The following is a 14,940-nucleotide window of genomic DNA, read 5'->3' as shown; positions in this document are numbered from 1 at the left end:
AGGCAGCCGATCTTCCGGGGCCCCGGCCAGGTGGCGCGGGGGCCACGGGGGATCGCTTCTCCGAGCTGGGGGAACACTGGGATGAGCAGCACGACAACACGTACGGACGAGGGCCGCGGACGGCTCGGCAGCAAGCTGTCGGGACTGGCCGTGGCCCTCGGCTGTGTGCTCTTCCTCGGCGGCTTCGTCTGGGGTGCGATCCTCTACCAGCCGTACACCGTGCCGACGGACTCCATGTCGCCCACCATCGTGGGCGGCGACCGGGTGCTGGCCCAGCGGATCGACGGCGGTGACGTCGAGCGCGGTGACGTCGTGGTCTTCCGGCAGGAGAGCTGGGGCAACATGCCCCTGGTCAAGCGGGTCGTGGCCGTGGGCGGCGACACCGTCTCCTGCTGCACGGACGGCAGGCTCGTCGTCAACGGCAAGCAGATCAAGGAGTCCTACCTGCGTGAGGGCCAGGTCGCCGAGCTGACCGGCATCCCCTCGATCACGGTCCCCGAGGGGCGCCTGTTCCTGCTCGGCGACGAACGCACCGGCTCCCTGGACTCCACGGCCCACCTCACGGAGGCCTTCAGCGGCACGGTGTCGCGCAGCTCGGTGGACGCCCGCGTCGACGCCGTGGTGTGGCCCATGAACGGCATGCTGGCCCGTCCCACGGGCTTCGAGTCCCTGGGGGCCCTGTCCACGCCGGGTCCGCTGCGGCTGCTCACCGCCGCGATCGTGGTGGGCGGGGTGCTCATCCTGGGCGGCGGTGCCTATGGGCCGATCGCCCAGCTGGCGGCGAAGCGGCGTGGTGCCGCGGTGGCGGAGCCGGCCGGTGCCCGCTGAGGCGGAGGGCGCCGCGGACAGCCCGTACGCCGACGGTGTGCGCAAGGTGTCCCGGGTCGTGCTCCTCGATCCGCGGGACCGGATCCTGCTGCTCCACGGGCACGAGCCGGACGATCCGGCCGACGACTGGTGGTTCACCCCCGGCGGCGGCCTGGAGGGCGACGAGACGCGCGCGGAGGCCGCGCTGCGGGAACTCGCGGAGGAGACCGGCATCACCGAGGTCGAACTCGGTCCGGTGCTGTGGCGGCGCAGGTGCTCGTTCCCCTTCGCGGGGCGCCGCTGGGACCAGGACGAGTGGTACTACCTGGCCCGTACGGACGAAACGGAGACCCGGGCCACGGGTCTCACGGAGCTGGAACGGCGCAGTGTCGCCGGAGCGCGCTGGTGGACGTGCCAGGAACTGACCCGGGCACATGAGACGGTGTATCCGACCAGACTCGCCGGGCTCCTGCGCAAGGTGCTCGACGAAGGTCCCCCGGCCACGCCCGAGGTCCTCGACACGGAAATCGTCTAGGGGCTCGTGGTACTGGCGCACAATGGGGGGACGCACGGCTGAAGGGGAACATGCCATGAGCGCCGAGGACCTCGAGAAGTACGAGACCGAGATGGAGCTGAAGCTCTACCGGGAGTACCGCGATGTCGTCGGTCTGTTCAAATATGTGATCGAGACCGAGCGGCGCTTCTACCTCACGAACGACTACGAGATGCAGGTGCACTCGGTTCAGGGTGAGGTGTTCTTCGAGGTGTCCATGGCGGACGCCTGGGTGTGGGACATGTACCGGCCGGCCCGGTTCGTGAAGCAGGTGCGGGTGCTCACGTTCAAGGACGTGAACATCGAAGAGCTGAACAAGAGCGATCTGGAGCTCCCGGGCGGCTGACCGTCACTCGTGAGGGTGGCGGAGTTATCCACAATGCCGAGGTTGTCCACCAAGATCCAATAGCTCGCTGAACTGCCCGCAATGTTGGCGCCGGAGGTGGTGCCGACATGAACACACACAACGCACAACGCGGAGCACTGGGCAGGTACGGCGAGGAACTGGCCGCGCGGAGACTGACCGAGGCCGGGATGACCGTCCTGGACCGCAACTGGCGTGCCGGCCGGACCGGCGAGATCGACATCGTGGCCCGGGACGGCGACGCGCTCGTCGTCTGCGAGGTCAAGACCCGTCGGGCGGCCGGACCGGCGGGGGCCTTCCAGCACCCGATGGCGGCCGTCACGCCGGCCAAGGCGGAGCGGCTGCGGGGCCTTGCCGAGCGGTGGGTCCAGGAACACGGGGGAGCGCCACCCGGCGGCGTCCGCATCGACCTGGTCGGTGTTCTGCTGCCCGAGCGCGGCGCGCCCGTGGTGGAACACGCGCGGGGGGTGGCGTGATGGGATTCGCCCGTACGTGTTCGGTGGCACTGGTGGGTGTGGAGGGCGTGGTCGTCGAGGTCCAGGCGGATCTCGAACCCGGCGTCGCCGCGTTCACGCTGGTGGGACTGCCCGACAAGAGCCTGACGGAGAGCCGGGACCGGGTCCGGGCCGCGGTCGTCAACTCGGGAGCCGCCTGGCCGCAGAAGAAGCTCACGGTGGGGCTCAGCCCGGCGTCCGTGCCCAAGAGCGGCAGCGGGTTCGACCTCGCCGTCGCGGCGGCCGTGCTCGGGGCCGCCGAGCGGATCGACCCCCGGGTCCTCGCCGACATCGTGATGATCGGAGAACTGGGCCTCGACGGCCGGGTGCGACCGGTCCGGGGCATCCTGCCGGCGGTGCTGGCGGCGGCCGACTCGGGATACGAACAGGTGGTCGTGCCCGAGTGCGCAGCCGCCGAGGCCGCGCTGGTCCCCGGGGTGTCTGTGCTCGGCGTGCGCAGTCTGCGGCAGCTGATCGCCGTCCTCACGGACGAGCCCGTCCCCGAGGAGGAGCCGGACGAGCACGGCCGTCCGGACCCGCTCATGGCGGGGCTGCGGATGCCGGGCACCGGGGCGGCCACGGGTATGCACAGCATGGGCGCCGCCCAGTACGACAACGGTCACGACCTGGCCGACGTCGTGGGCCAGTACTCGGCTCGCACGGCGATGGAGGTGGCCGCGGCCGGTGGCCACCACGTGTTCCTGGAAGGCCCGCCCGGGGCCGGCAAGACGATGCTGGCCGAGCGGCTGCCCGCCGTCCTGCCCCGGCTCACCCGGGAGGAGTCGCTGGAGGTCACCGCCGTGCACTCGGTCGCGGGCCTGCTGCCACCGGGCAAGCCTCTGATCGACACGGCGCCCTACTGCGCCCCGCACCACTCGGCCACCATGCAGGCACTCGTCGGCGGTGGACAGGGCGTGGCGCGGCCCGGAGCCGTCTCGCTCGCTCACCGCGGAATTCTCTTCCTGGACGAGACTCCGGAGTTCGGGAGTCAGGCTCTGGATGCCCTGCGCCAGCCCTTGGAGGCCGGGCATGTGGTGATCGCGCGCAGCGCGGGGGTCGTGCGGTTCCCGGCCAGGTTCCTGATGATCCTCGCGGCCAACCCATGCCCGTGCGGCCGATTCTCACAGCGGGACACCCTCTGCGAGTGCCCGCCCTCCGTGATCCGGCGTTATCAGGCCCGGCTCTCCGGGCCACTGCTCGACCGGGTCGACCTGCGGGTCGAGGTGGACCGGGTCACGCGCTCGCAACTCATCGAGCGCGGGGCCCGGGGCGAGTCCACGGCAACGGTCGCCGAGCGGGTGCGCGCGGCCCGGGAGCGGGCGACGGCGAGGCTCGTGGGGACCCCGTGGCGGACCAACGGCGAGGTGCCGGGACGGGAGCTGCGCAGCCGCTGGCAAGCCGTGCCCGGTGCCATGGAGGAGGCCGAGCGGAATCTGGAACGGGGTGTGCTCACCGCGCGCGGGATCGACCGCGTCCTGCGGGTCGCCTGGACCGTCGCGGACCTCGTCGGCCACGACCGGCCCGACGTGACGGACGTCGCTCTGGCACTCCAACTGCGTACAGGGGTGCCGCGAGGGGTGCCGATGGCCATCGGGGCGCTGACGTGACGGGGGACGCGACCGGGGGTGAGACCGGGGGCGCGGCGAGTGGTGAGCCGGCCGGCCGGTCGGGTGCGGAAGGACTCGCCCGGGTCTTCCTCACCCGAGTCGTCGAGCCGGGGGACGAGGTCGCCGGGCGGTGGGTCCGGGAGTGCGGGGCTGTGGAGGTGGTACGGCGGCTGCGGGACGGCGGGCCCATGCTGACCGGGGTCACCGGGACCCGGTGGGCGGGGCTGTGCGCGCGGGCGGCACAAGCCGAGCCCGAGCGGGATCTCGCCGTCGCGCGGGCGGCGGGGGTGCGGTTCGTGTGGCCCGGCCGGCCGGAGTGGCCGGGCCAGCTCGACGACCTCGGCGACGCGCGGCCCCTGGGGCTGTGGGTGCGAGGGCGGCCCAGCCTGCGGATGTGGGCCCTGCGGTCCGTCGCCCTGGTGGGAGCCAGGGCCTGCACCGAGTACGGCGCCCACATGGCGGCCACGCTCGCCGCCGGGCTCGCGGAGCGCGGATGGGTGGTGGTGTCGGGTGGCGCGTACGGGGTCGACGGGGCCGCGCACCGGGGTGCCCTCGGTGCGGGCGGGGCCACCGTCGCCGTACTCGCCTGCGGGGTCGACCGGCCCTACCCGCGCGGACACACCCAGTTGATCACCAGAATCGCCGAACAGGGTCTGGTGGTGGGTGAGTTGCCGCCCGGTGACCATCCGACGCCGAGCCGGTTCGTGATGCGGAACCGGGTGATCGCGGCCCTCACCAGGGGGACCGTGGTCGTCGAGGCCGCGTACCGAAGCGGTTCGCTCGTCACGGCGCGGGCGGCGCAGCGGCTGGGGCGGTTCACGATGGGGGTGCCGGGACCCGCCACCAGCGGGCTCTCCGCCGGTGTGCACGAACTCCTGCGTGGCGAGGCGATGCTGGTCACCGACGCCGCGGAAGTCGCCGAGCTGGTCGGGGACATGGGTGAACTGGCGCCGGACAGGCGCGGGCCGGTGCTCCCGCGCGACCTGCTGGAACCGGCGGCGGTGCCCGTCCTGGCCGCGCTGCCCGCGCGCGGGACGGCGACGGTGGCCGACATCGCGCGGGGCGCGTCGACGACGCGGGACGACGCGGTCGCCAGACTGTACGAGCTCCGATCACTTGGTTACGTCGAACGACACGACGACGGCTGGAAGTTGACACGCCAGGCGATGATCTCCGTCCGGTCCGGCCGGGACCGGTGCTGACCGAGCGTGTTCGGCCGTCCGGGGGATGCCCGACGCCCTTGGTAATTCCCGCAGTTGGTCCGCTCCGATGGTCACACAGGGCGAAGGGTATGACCCTGGAGGGCGTCAAGCGGAACGTATCTGCGTACACCCTGCCCCCTCGACCTCGCACACTGCGACACCCCAGTCACGCTACGCTCACGTGGAATTCCGGCGCAGACCGGCAGTCGGACAGGCAATTCGACCAGACGGGTAATTCGACATCAGACCGCGACAGACCGACGGCCCACCCGGCCACTCCTCCAGACACCACCGGTTCACGGCAGAACGGCACAAGGCGACGTATGCCCCAGCACACCTCCGGGTCCGACCGGGCGGCGGCCCCACCGGCAGCCCGCGACGGCGGTAACGGGCGTCCGCCCGCTCCCTCGACGCTCGACGAGCTGTGGCGTTCGTACAAGACGACGGGTGACGAGCGGCTGCGCGAGCAGCTGATCCTGCACTACTCGCCGCTCGTGAAGTACGTCGCCGGCCGGGTGAGCGTCGGGCTGCCGCCCAATGTCGAGCAGGCGGACTTCGTCTCCTCCGGGGTGTTCGGACTGATCGACGCGATCGAGAAGTTCGACATCGAGCGCGAGATCAAGTTCGAGACGTACGCGATCACTCGCATCCGGGGCGCGATGATCGACGAACTGCGGGCGCTGGACTGGATTCCGCGGTCGGTGCGGCAGAAGGCGCGGAACGTGGAGCGGGCCTACACGACGCTGGAGGCGCGGCTGCGGCGGACGCCGACGGAGGGCGAGGTGGCGGCCGAGATGGGTATCGCGGTCGACGAACTCCACGCGGTGTTCAGCCAGTTGTCGCTGGCGAACGTGGTGGCCCTGGAGGAGCTGCTCCACGCGGGGGGCGAGGGCGGGGACCGGCTGAGTCTCATGGACACGCTGGAGGACACCGCCGCCGACAACCCGGTCGAGGTGGCCGAGGGCCGCGAGCTGCGGCGGTTCCTGGCGCGGGCGATCAACACGCTGCCCGACCGGGAGAAGACCGTGGTGACGCTCTACTACTACGAGGGGCTCACCCTCGCGGAGATCGGCAACGTGCTGGGCGTGACCGAGAGCCGGGTCAGCCAGATCCACACCAAGTCGGTCCTGCAACTGCGCGCGAAACTGGCGAGCTTCGGTCGCTGACCTGACCTGACCTGACCTGACCTGACCTGACCTGACCTGACCTGGCTGGGGCCCGGTTGGCCCGGCTGACCGGAGTCTCTCCCCTCCGGGGCGGTCCGTCCGTACAGTGGTTGAGTGCCAAGGATTCGAGCGGCCTCCGTGGCCGAGCACCGGTCGATGCAGCGAGCCGCCCTGCTGGACGCGGCGAGGTCCCTGTTGTCCGAGGGCGGGACGGAGGCGCTGACGTTCCCGGCCCTGGCCGAGCGGACCGGGCTCGCGCGGTCGTCCGTCTACGAGTACTTCCGGTCGCGGGCGTCCGTCGTCGAGGAGCTGTGCGAGGTCGACTTCCCGCTCTGGGCGGCCGAGGTCGAGGCGGCGATGGCAGCGGCGGAGGCGCCCGAGGACAAGGTCGAGGCGTATGTGCGCCGGCAGCTCGCCCTCGTGGGTGATCGGCGGCATCGAGCCGTGGTGGCGATCTCGGCGAGCGAACTGGACGCGGGGGCCCGGGAGAAGATCCGCGCGGCCCACGGAGGGCTCGTCGCCATGGTGGTCGAGGCCCTGCGGGACATCGGGCATGCGCAGCCTCGGATGGCCGCGATGCTGTTGCAGGGGATTGTCGATGCGGCGGTGCGGCGGATCGAGTTCGGGGTTGCCGAGGATCCTGCGGTGGTCACGGACGCGGCTGTGGTGATGGCGTTGCGGGGGGTACGGGGCTGAATCGGGCTCCGCCTCTGGCGGCAGGCGTGCCGGCGGACCGGGCAGAAGCGGAACGGGCGGGACGGGGTGCACGCCGGCTGCGGCCAGGGCCTGCCGTTTGGATCAGGCCGGCTGCAAGAAGCGGTGCAGGTCGGCCGACCCGAGCGGGGTCCGGTGCGTGCAGCTGCAAGGCGGAGAAGGGCGGCGACGCGGAGCGTCGGCAACCGACGACAACGCGGCGGGGGTCCCCCCTCTGGGGGAGTGCGTGCCAGACCCCGCGACTCCGGACTGATCCAAACGACAGGCCCTAAGTGGGCAGCGGTACGCCCAGTACCGGCAGGAGGCGGGACGGGCCCCTGTGCAGTAGCCAGGGCGGCAGCAGCGTCAGGGGGTCCAGGTACGTGTCGCCTCGCAGCAGGCCCCAGTGGACGCACGTCGTTGGGCAGTGCCCGGACCCGATCTCCACCGTGCCCAGCACCTCGCCCGCCGTCACCTCCGTGCCCTTCTCGACCGCGGCCGTCACCGGTTCGTAGGTCGTGCGCAGGGGCGGGGTGCCCGTGCCCGAGAGTTCCACGGAGACGACTCCCCGGCCCGCCACCCGGCCCGCGAAGTGCACCCGGCCCGCGGCGACCGCCCGAACCGGGGCACCGGGCGTCGCGGCCAGGTCCGCGCCCCGGTGGCCCCTGGCGTAGGGAGTCGGGGGCGGCTCCCAGGTGCGCAGGACCGGAGGGCGGGTTCCGACCGGCCAGGTGCGGGCGATCGTGGGTGTGGGAGGGCCGTCCGTGACGGGCGACGGCTCTGCCGGCGGGGGTGCCCCGGCTCCCCGGGCCGTCGACGACGCCGTCAGTGTCAGCATCAGGGGCAGGGCCAGTAGCAGGCTCAGGCCCGCACACGCTCCTTGTTTCGCTCGCATGGACCGAGCCTGGCGTGATTCGGGACGGTTCGGGCGGGGCTGTGGAGTACTGGCCGGTTGTGGATATCGGCGTCACCCGAGGCCTCGCGGGTCCCGTACACTTCCTTTGGCGATCCGGCTGACCGGGTCGACTTCGCACGCCCCGACATCAGGCCCGTACAGGGTCGGTGTCAACGCCTCTCGGTCCCTCGCGGCAAGGCGTATTCGGGCGTCAGGCGCGGGTGCCGTCCGGTACCCGCGGCACAACCGAGAAACACAAGGAGAACGGCCATGGCCGTCGTCACGATGCGGGAGCTGCTGGAAAGCGGCGTCCACTTCGGTCACCAGACCCGTCGTTGGAACCCGAAGATGAAGCGCTTCATCTTCACGGAGCGCAACGGCATCTACATCATCGACCTGCTCCAGTCGCTGTCGTACATCGACCGCGCCTACGAGTTCGTCAAGGAGACCGTCGCCCACGGCGGCACGGTCATGTTCGTCGGCACGAAGAAGCAGGCGCAGGAGGCGATCGCCGAGCAGGCGACCCGCGTCGGCATGCCCTACGTCAACCAGCGCTGGCTGGGCGGCATGCTCACCAACTTCTCGACCGTCTACAAGCGTCTGCAGCGCCTCAAAGAGCTCGAGCAGATCGACTTCGAGGACGTCGCCGCGTCGGGTCTCACCAAGAAGGAGCTTCTCGTGCTCTCGCGCGAGAAGGCCAAGCTGGAGAAGACCCTCGGTGGTATCCGCGAGATGTCCAAGGTGCCCAGCGCCGTCTGGATCGTGGACACCAAGAAGGAGCACATCGCGGTCGGTGAGGCCCGGAAGCTCAACATTCCGGTCGTCGCCATCCTCGACACCAACTGCGACCCCGACGAGGTCGACTACAAGATCCCGGGCAACGACGACGCGATCCGCTCCGTCACCCTGCTCACCCGTGTGATCGCCGACGCCGTCGCCGAGGGCCTCATCTCCCGTTCCGGCGTCAACACCGGTGACAAGGGCGAGAAGGCTGTCGCCGAGCCCCTCGCCGCCTGGGAGCGCGACCTCCTCGAGGGCGAGAAGAAGGCCGACGACGCCGAGGCGCCCGCCGCCGAGGCCGCTGCCGAGGAGGCTCCGGTCGAGGAGGCTCCCGTCGAGGCCGCTGCCGAGGCCGAAGTTGCCGCTGAGGCCCCCGTCGAGGCTCCCGTCGCCGAGGCTCCGGCCGCGGACGCCGAGAAGGCCTGACACCCTCACCCCTTCGGGTTGTCGACGGCGGGGGCACCTTCATGGGGCCCCCGCCGTTCGATCCGCAGATCTTTCAGACTTCGAGAGAGACTCCGAGAATCATGGCGAACTACACCGCCGCTGACGTCAAGAAGCTCCGTGAGCTCACCGGCGCCGGCATGATGGACTGCAAGAAGGCGCTGGACGAGGCCGAGGGCGATGTCGACAAGGCCGTAGAGGCCCTGCGCATCAAGGGCCAGAAGGGCGTCGCCAAGCGCGAGGGCCGTTCCGCCGAGAACGGCGCGGTCGTCTCGATCATCGCCGACGACAACACCTCCGGTGTCCTCGTCGAGCTGAAGTGCGAGACGGACTTCGTCGCCAAGGGCGAGAAGTTCCAGGCCGCCGCCACCGCGCTCGCCGAGCACGTCGCCAAGACCTCTCCGGCCGACCTGGAGGCCCTGCTGGCCTCCGAGATCGAGTCCGGCAAGACGGTTCAGGCGTACGTCGACGAGGCCAACGCCAACCTGGGCGAGAAGATCGTCCTGGACCGCTTCGCGCAGTACGCGGACGGTTTCGTGCTGGCGTACATGCACCGCACGATGCCCGACCTGCCCCCGCAGATCGGTGTCCTCGTCGAGCTGGACAAGCCCAACGCCGAGGTCGCCAAGGGCATCGCCCAGCACATCGCCGCCTTCGCGCCGAAGTACCTCTCCAAGGAGGACGTGCCGGCCGAGGTCGTCGAGACCGAGCGCCGCGTCGCCGAGGAGACCACCCGCGCCGAGGGCAAGCCCGAGGCCGCCCTGCCGAAGATCGTCGAGGGTCGCCTCAACGGCTTCTTCAAGGACGCCACGCTGCTCGGCCAGCCGTACGCGCTGGACAACAAGAAGTCCGTCCAGAAGGTCCTGGACGAGGCCGGTGTCACCCTGAAGCGCTTCACGCGCATCAAGGTCGGCATCTGAGTCCGTACCGCGATCGACGCGCGGCCCCCGTAGGGATACCTATAGGGTCGACGCAGTCGCGCGCGTACGCCGTCACGCACGCGCGCGTGGCGGACGACAGCAGATCTGACGAGGAGGCCATTGCCGAGCATGGGATGCGATCGACACCCCACCGGCAATGGCCTTCTTCGTATGTGTGACACGTGAAGAGGCGAGATCTCCATGACCACCAAGGCCCAGAAGAGCGACGACGGCAAAGTACGCGGCAGGTTCATGCTGAAGTTGTCCGGAGAAGCCTTCTCCGGTGGCGGGGGCCTGGGCGTCGACCCCGACGTGGTGCACAAGATTGCCCGTGAGATCGCGGCCGTCGTGCGCGACGGCTCCCAGATCGCCGTCGTCATCGGCGGCGGCAACTTCTTTCGCGGTGCGGAACTGCAGCAGCGCGGCATGGACCGGGCCCGCTCGGACTACATGGGCATGCTCGGCACCGTCATGAACTGCCTGGCTCTCCAGGACTTCCTGGAGAAGGAGGGCATCGACAGCCGGGTCCAGACCGCCATCACCATGGGCCAGGTCGCCGAGCCGTACATCCCGCTGCGCGCCGTACGGCACCTGGAGAAGGGCCGTGTGGTCATCTTCGGTGCCGGTATGGGCATGCCGTACTTCTCCACCGACACGACCGCCGCACAGCGCGCCCTGGAGATCGACGCCGAGGCGCTGCTGATGGGCAAGAACGGCGTGGACGGGGTCTACGACTCCGACCCGAAGGCCAACCCCGAGGCCGTCAAGTTCGACTCGCTCGGCTACGGCGAGGTCATCACCCGGGACCTCAAGGTCGCCGACATGACGGCGATCACGCTGTGCCGTGACAACAAGCTGCCGATCCTCGTCTTCGAGCTTCTGACCGAGGGCAATATCGCGCGGGCCGTCAAGGGTGAGAAGATCGGCACACTCGTCGGGGAACAGGGCAGCCGGGACTGACCGGGGATCAACCCTGCCCGGGGACGGACCCTGAGCGGGGGATGGACAATGTCCTGCCGGTCGGGAACCGTGCAGGAAGAAGACGCGACGCAGCCGGCCGCCGACCCTGACCGAGAACAGCAGCCGGGCCTACTCAAGACACGCAGGAGCAAGTGGTGATCGAAGAGACCCTCCTCGAGGCCGAGGAGAAGATGGAGAAGGCCGTCGTTGTCGCCAAGGAGGACTTCGCCGCGATCCGCACCGGCCGTGCGCACCCGGCGATGTTCAACAAGATCGTGGCCGACTACTACGGCGCACTGACGCCGATCAACCAGCTGGCCTCGTTCTCCGTGCCCGAACCGCGGATGGCCGTGGTGACCCCGTTCGACAAGAGCGCACTGCGCAACATCGAGCAGGCGATCCGCGACTCCGACCTCGGGGTCAACCCGAGCAACGACGGAAACATCATCCGCGTGGTGTTCCCCGAGCTCACCCAGGAGCGGCGCAAGGACTACATCAAGGTGGCCCGGACCAAGGCCGAGGACTCCAAGATCTCGATCAGGGCCATCCGCCGCAAGGCCAAGGACGCCATCGACAAGTTCGTCAAGGACGGCGAGGTCGGCGAGGACGAGGGCCGTCGCGCGGAGAAGGAGCTCGACGACACCACCGCGAAGTACGTCGCGCAGGTGGACGAGCTCCTCAAGCACAAGGAAGCGGAGCTTCTCGAAGTCTGATGAACGACTCTTCCTGGGGGGCGCCGCCCCACGCCGGGTACTGGGGGCCGTCCGACGGAGGGCCTGTCCAGGGGGCTGCCCCGGCGGGTCCCGCGTACGATGCGCACCACGCGCAGCAGACTCGCCCCATGCCCATCGTGCCCGACGTACCCGCACATGGCGGACACCAGGATGACGACCGGGGGGCCGCTCGGCCGGGCGGCCCCTCGTTCCGCGACGAGATGCCGCGGGCGCAGCCTTACGGGGCGGTGCCGCAGAAGCCGGATCCCATGCCTACGCCCGACGACGCCCAGCAGCCCGCCTCCGTCCCGCGGAAGAAGACTGCGGGCCGGGATCTCGGCGCGGCCATAGCGGTCGGCGTCGGGCTGGGCGCGGTGATCATCGCGTCGCTGTTCGTCGTCAAGGCCGCCTTCGTCGGCGTGGTAGCTGTCGCCGTCGTGGTCGGCCTGTGGGAACTGACGTCCCGGCTCCAGGAGCGCAAGGGCATCAGGGCGCCGCTGGTGCCGCTCGCGCTCGGCGGGGCCGCGATGGTCGTCTCCGGATACGTCCGGGGTCCCGAGGGCGCGTGGGTCGCGATGGCGCTCACCGCGCTCGCGGTCCTGGTCTGGCGTATGACGGAACCTCCGGAGGGATACCTCAAGGACGTCACGGCAGGCGTCTTCGCGGCCTTCTACGTTCCGTTCCTGGCGACGTTCGTCGCGATGATGCTCACCGCCGACGACGGTGCGCAGCGCGTCATGACGTTCCTGCTCCTGACCGTCGTCAGCGACACCGGCGCGTACGCGATCGGCTGGCGCTTCGGCAAGCACAAGCTCGCCCCGCGCATCAGTCCCGGCAAGACCCGCGAGGGCCTGTTCGGCGCTGTCGCGTTCGCGATGGTGGCCGGCGCGGTGCTGATGGAGTTCGCGATCGACGACGGCACCTGGTGGCAGGGTCTGGTGCTGGGCCTCGCGGTCGCGGTCAGTGCCACGCTCGGTGACCTCGGCGAGTCCATGATCAAGCGGGACCTGGGCATCAAGGACATGGGCACGCTGCTGCCGGGTCACGGGGGCATCATGGACCGGCTGGACTCGCTGCTGCCGACGGCTCCTGTGGTGTGGCTGCTGTTCGTCGCCTTCGTGGGCTGAGGCCGGTCGAAATGTTCCAGTACGGTCCGGGTTTCCTTTGAAATACGTACGGCAGCCTGAAACCACCCCTTTCGAACCTAAGATCGACTTCAGTGCGGTCGATCCGTCCGGAAGGGGTGGCGTGCATGTGGGGGCGTAGTCGTACCAGACGCCAGCGGCAGGCCGAGGGACTCGCAGCTGTCGCCGGTCCCGTCGAGGCGGCGGACTCGGCTCATCAGGCCCTGCTGGAGCTGCGACGAGCGGTACGGGGCGAGCTGGCCCGCATCGAGGCGCTGCTCGACCGGGGAGACGGCCTCCCATCGGACACCATCCGCGAACAGACGCTCGGCGCGATGAGTGTCTTCGCCGACCTGGACGGCGTCTCCCAGCACTACCACGAGGTGCGTACCGCGACTGTCGCGGCTGCCGAACACGGTGTCGAGGTGGCCGTGCCCTGGTTGGAGGCGCTCGGGGACCAGGTCAGGTCCATGACCGAGCTGGGGGAGACGTTCGCCGGATACGGCGAGTCCCTCGCCTATCTCCGCGAGCGCAGCGAGCGGCTGCGCGCCGACCTGGGCCCACTGCGAGAGGGGGCTCACGCGGCCCTGCGTGCCGCCCGGGACGAGCTGGCCGACGCCCGGGGCGCCGACGGCTGGCACGGCTGGCAGACGGACCTCACCGCCCTGGGCGACCGGCTGACCGAACTGGACGCGGGCCGCGTCACACCGACGGCCCGGCGCAAGGTCAGCGACCACTACCGCGAGCTGGAGCGGGAGGTGACGCAGCTGCGGGGGGTGATGGCTGCGGCGGCTCCGTGAGTGCGTACAGAGCGCGCTGAGCTGGGACTTTCTGCCTGCTCCTGGCGTTGTCCACAGGGCGGCGGGGGGTTGTCCGGATGTCTGCGACACTGGTACAGCCATGCCTAAGCCCGGAGAACTCACATTCGTCGCCCCGCGCGGAGCCCAGAAGCCGCCGCGGCATCTTGCCGATCTCACGCCTGCCGAGCGTAAAGAAGCCGTTGCCGCGATCGGTGAGAAGCCGTTTCGTGCCAAGCAGCTCTCGCAGCACTACTTCGCGCGGTTCGCGCACGACCCGGCCGAGTGGACGGACATCCCGGCCGCCTCGCGCGGCAGGCTCCAGGAAGCGCTGCTTCCGGAGCTGATGACGGTCGTCCGCCATCTGTCGACCGACCAGGACACCACCCGCAAGACACTGTGGCGGATGGTCGACGGAACGCTCGTCGAGTCGGTGCTCATGCGGTACCCGGAGCGGGTGACCATGTGCATCAGTTCGCAGGCCGGGTGCGGGATGAACTGCCCGTTCTGCGCGACCGGGCAGGCCGGGCTGGACCGGAACCTGTCCACCGCCGAGATCGTGCACCAGATCGTGGACGGGATGCGTGCGCTTCGGGACGGGGAGATCCCCGGTGGCCCTGCGCGGCTCTCCAACATCGTCTTCATGGGCATGGGTGAGCCTCTCGCCAACTACAAGCGCGTCGTCGGTGCCATCCGTGCCCTGACCGACGCCGCGCCGGACGGCATGGGGCTGTCGCAGCGCGGTATCACCGTGTCGACCGTCGGACTGGTGCCGGCCATCAACCGGTTCTCCGACGAGGGCTTCAAGTGCCGCCTCGCCATCTCCCTGCACGCGCCCGACGACGAGCTGCGCGACACCCTGGTCCCCGTCAACACGCGGTGGAAGGTCCGGGAGGTCCTCGACGCGGGGTGGGAGTACGCGGCCAAGTCGGGGCGCCGCCTGTCCATCGAGTACGCGCTGATCCGGGACATCAACGACCAGGCCTGGCGCGGTGACCGCCTCGGGCGGCTGCTCAGGGGCAAGCCTGTGCATGTCAACCTGATCCCGCTGAACCCGACTCCGGGGTCCAAGTGGACCGCGTCGCGGCCCGAGGACGAGAAGGCGTTCGTCGAGGCCGTCGCCGCGCACGGGGTGCCCGTCACCGTTCGGGACACCCGGGGGCAGGAGATCGACGGGGCGTGCGGACAGCTGGCGGCCACCGAGCGGTAGTCTTATGTCGTACCTACATATCTTCATATTCCGACAGGGGAGCGCCACAGCGCTGAGAGTGCGGCAGCCAGATCACATTGGTGGGCCGCAGACCCTCTGAACCTCGCCCAGGTCATTCTGGGTAGGAAGTTCGGTCATCACTCTTGCTGTTGCGCCCTGCCCGGGAACCCCTTCAACGGGACCCGGGCAGGGCCGCGTCTCTTCCTGGTCA

At 70.1% G+C, this 14,940-nt stretch carries 16 protein-coding genes; 15 read left to right on the top strand and 1 reads right to left on the bottom strand.

Translation table 11 applies throughout. The features are described from left to right. Window positions 1–81: 81 nt before the first annotated feature. The 8 genes from lepB to IEY89_RS25900 all read left to right on the top strand — a co-directional run bounded on the left by lepB (window position 82) and on the right by IEY89_RS25900 (window position 6,889). Complete coding sequence (gene lepB / locus IEY89_RS25935) at window positions 82–828, top strand: signal peptidase I (protein WP_189149909.1); 747 nt, start codon at window positions 82–84, stop codon at window positions 826–828. Continuing rightward, the gene (locus IEY89_RS25930; RefSeq protein WP_229695425.1) at window positions 818–1,342 is read left to right on the top strand and encodes an NUDIX hydrolase; all 525 of its coding nucleotides are present in this window, start codon (window positions 818–820) and stop codon (window positions 1,340–1,342) included. Before lepB ends, IEY89_RS25930 begins: the two co-directional genes overlap by 11 nt. Window positions 1,343–1,397: 55 nt before the next feature. Beyond that, the gene (locus tag IEY89_RS25925) at window positions 1,398–1,706 is read left to right on the top strand and encodes a DUF2469 domain-containing protein (RefSeq protein ID WP_003965949.1); all 309 of its coding nucleotides are present in this window, start codon (window positions 1,398–1,400) and stop codon (window positions 1,704–1,706) included. 107 nt (window positions 1,707–1,813) lie between these two features. Continuing rightward, window positions 1,814–2,200 carry a YraN family protein gene (locus IEY89_RS25920; protein ID WP_189149908.1) on the top strand — a complete coding sequence of 129 codons (387 nt, stop codon included), beginning with the start codon at window positions 1,814–1,816 and terminating at the stop codon, window positions 2,198–2,200. Then, entirely contained in the window at window positions 2,200–3,825 is a 1,626-nt protein-coding gene (locus IEY89_RS25915; protein ID WP_189149907.1) for a YifB family Mg chelatase-like AAA ATPase, read from the top strand. Before IEY89_RS25920 ends, IEY89_RS25915 begins: the two co-directional genes overlap by 1 nt. Beyond that, window positions 3,822–5,027: a DNA-processing protein DprA gene (gene dprA, locus IEY89_RS25910; RefSeq protein ID WP_189149906.1), complete on the top strand. Its 1,206-nt coding sequence runs from the start codon at window positions 3,822–3,824 to the stop codon at window positions 5,025–5,027. The genes IEY89_RS25915 and dprA overlap by 4 nt, the downstream gene beginning before the upstream one ends. Before the next feature lie 323 nt (window positions 5,028–5,350). After that, on the top strand, window positions 5,351–6,193 hold the full coding sequence (gene whiG / locus IEY89_RS25905) for an RNA polymerase sigma factor WhiG (protein ID WP_189149905.1): 843 nt from the start codon (window positions 5,351–5,353) through the stop codon (window positions 6,191–6,193). 138 nt (window positions 6,194–6,331) lie between these two features. Then, window positions 6,332–6,889: a TetR/AcrR family transcriptional regulator gene (locus tag IEY89_RS25900; protein WP_189149964.1), complete on the top strand. Its 558-nt coding sequence runs from the start codon at window positions 6,332–6,334 to the stop codon at window positions 6,887–6,889. Window positions 6,890–7,175: 286 nt separating this feature from the next. Here IEY89_RS25900 and IEY89_RS25895 read toward each other — a convergent pair whose 3' ends face one another. Continuing rightward, on the bottom strand, window positions 7,176–7,781 hold the full coding sequence (locus tag IEY89_RS25895) for a M23 family metallopeptidase (protein ID WP_189149904.1): 606 nt from the start codon (window positions 7,779–7,781) through the stop codon (window positions 7,176–7,178). Window positions 7,782–8,051: 270 nt separating this feature from the next. On the opposite strand from IEY89_RS25895, the gene rpsB reads away from it, so the two are divergent. From rpsB to rlmN, 7 genes are all read left to right on the top strand, one after another. Next, on the top strand, window positions 8,052–8,987 hold the full coding sequence (gene rpsB, locus IEY89_RS25890; protein WP_189149903.1) for a 30S ribosomal protein S2: 936 nt from the start codon (window positions 8,052–8,054) through the stop codon (window positions 8,985–8,987). A gap of 101 nt (window positions 8,988–9,088) precedes the next feature. After that, entirely contained in the window at window positions 9,089–9,925 is an 837-nt protein-coding gene (gene tsf / locus IEY89_RS25885; protein ID WP_189149902.1) for a translation elongation factor Ts, read from the top strand. Window positions 9,926–10,126: 201 nt separating this feature from the next. Further along, window positions 10,127–10,885 carry a UMP kinase gene (gene pyrH / locus IEY89_RS25880; RefSeq protein ID WP_006373557.1) on the top strand — a complete coding sequence of 253 codons (759 nt, stop codon included), beginning with the start codon at window positions 10,127–10,129 and terminating at the stop codon, window positions 10,883–10,885. Window positions 10,886–11,040: 155 nt separating this feature from the next. Further along, the gene (gene frr, locus IEY89_RS25875; protein ID WP_189149901.1) at window positions 11,041–11,598 is read left to right on the top strand and encodes a ribosome recycling factor; all 558 of its coding nucleotides are present in this window, start codon (window positions 11,041–11,043) and stop codon (window positions 11,596–11,598) included. Then, complete coding sequence (locus tag IEY89_RS25870; protein WP_189149900.1) at window positions 11,598–12,725, top strand: phosphatidate cytidylyltransferase; 1,128 nt, start codon at window positions 11,598–11,600, stop codon at window positions 12,723–12,725. Before frr ends, IEY89_RS25870 begins: the two co-directional genes overlap by 1 nt. 125 nt (window positions 12,726–12,850) lie before the next feature. Beyond that, complete coding sequence (locus IEY89_RS25865; RefSeq protein ID WP_189149899.1) at window positions 12,851–13,522, top strand: hypothetical protein; 672 nt, start codon at window positions 12,851–12,853, stop codon at window positions 13,520–13,522. A gap of 100 nt (window positions 13,523–13,622) precedes the next feature. After that, on the top strand, window positions 13,623–14,729 hold the full coding sequence (gene rlmN, locus IEY89_RS25860; RefSeq protein ID WP_189149898.1) for a dual-specificity RNA methyltransferase RlmN: 1,107 nt from the start codon (window positions 13,623–13,625) through the stop codon (window positions 14,727–14,729). The last annotated feature ends 211 nt before the right edge of the window (window positions 14,730–14,940 follow it).

This window comes from Streptomyces lacrimifluminis, from assembly GCF_014646095.1.
GTDB classification, from domain to species: domain Bacteria; phylum Actinomycetota; class Actinomycetes; order Streptomycetales; family Streptomycetaceae; genus Streptomyces; species Streptomyces lacrimifluminis.
This window is presented reverse-complemented; position numbering and strand designations above follow the sequence as displayed.

Bases quoted from the DNA above. Each gene is read 5' to 3' on its own strand.
- rpsB (WP_189149903.1), top strand. From the start codon at position 8,052: ATGGCCGTCGTCACGATGCGGGAGCTGCTGGAAAGCGGCGTCCACTTC.
- tsf (WP_189149902.1), top strand. From the start codon at position 9,089: ATGGCGAACTACACCGCCGCTGACGTCAAGAAGCTCCGTGAGCTCACC.
- IEY89_RS25865 (WP_189149899.1), top strand. From the start codon at position 12,851: ATGTGGGGGCGTAGTCGTACCAGACGCCAGCGGCAGGCCGAGGGACTC.
- IEY89_RS25895 (WP_189149904.1), bottom strand. From the start codon at position 7,781: ATGCGAGCGAAACAAGGAGCGTGTGCGGGCCTGAGCCTGCTACTGGCC.
- lepB (WP_189149909.1), top strand. From the start codon at position 82: ATGAGCAGCACGACAACACGTACGGACGAGGGCCGCGGACGGCTCGGC.
- IEY89_RS25870 (WP_189149900.1), top strand. From the start codon at position 11,598: ATGAACGACTCTTCCTGGGGGGCGCCGCCCCACGCCGGGTACTGGGGG.
- pyrH (WP_006373557.1), top strand. From the start codon at position 10,127: ATGACCACCAAGGCCCAGAAGAGCGACGACGGCAAAGTACGCGGCAGG.
- whiG (WP_189149905.1), top strand. From the start codon at position 5,351: ATGCCCCAGCACACCTCCGGGTCCGACCGGGCGGCGGCCCCACCGGCA.
- rlmN (WP_189149898.1), top strand. From the start codon at position 13,623: ATGCCTAAGCCCGGAGAACTCACATTCGTCGCCCCGCGCGGAGCCCAG.
- IEY89_RS25920 (WP_189149908.1), top strand. From the start codon at position 1,814: ATGAACACACACAACGCACAACGCGGAGCACTGGGCAGGTACGGCGAG.
- IEY89_RS25925 (WP_003965949.1), top strand. From the start codon at position 1,398: ATGAGCGCCGAGGACCTCGAGAAGTACGAGACCGAGATGGAGCTGAAG.
- IEY89_RS25915 (WP_189149907.1), top strand. From the start codon at position 2,200: ATGGGATTCGCCCGTACGTGTTCGGTGGCACTGGTGGGTGTGGAGGGC.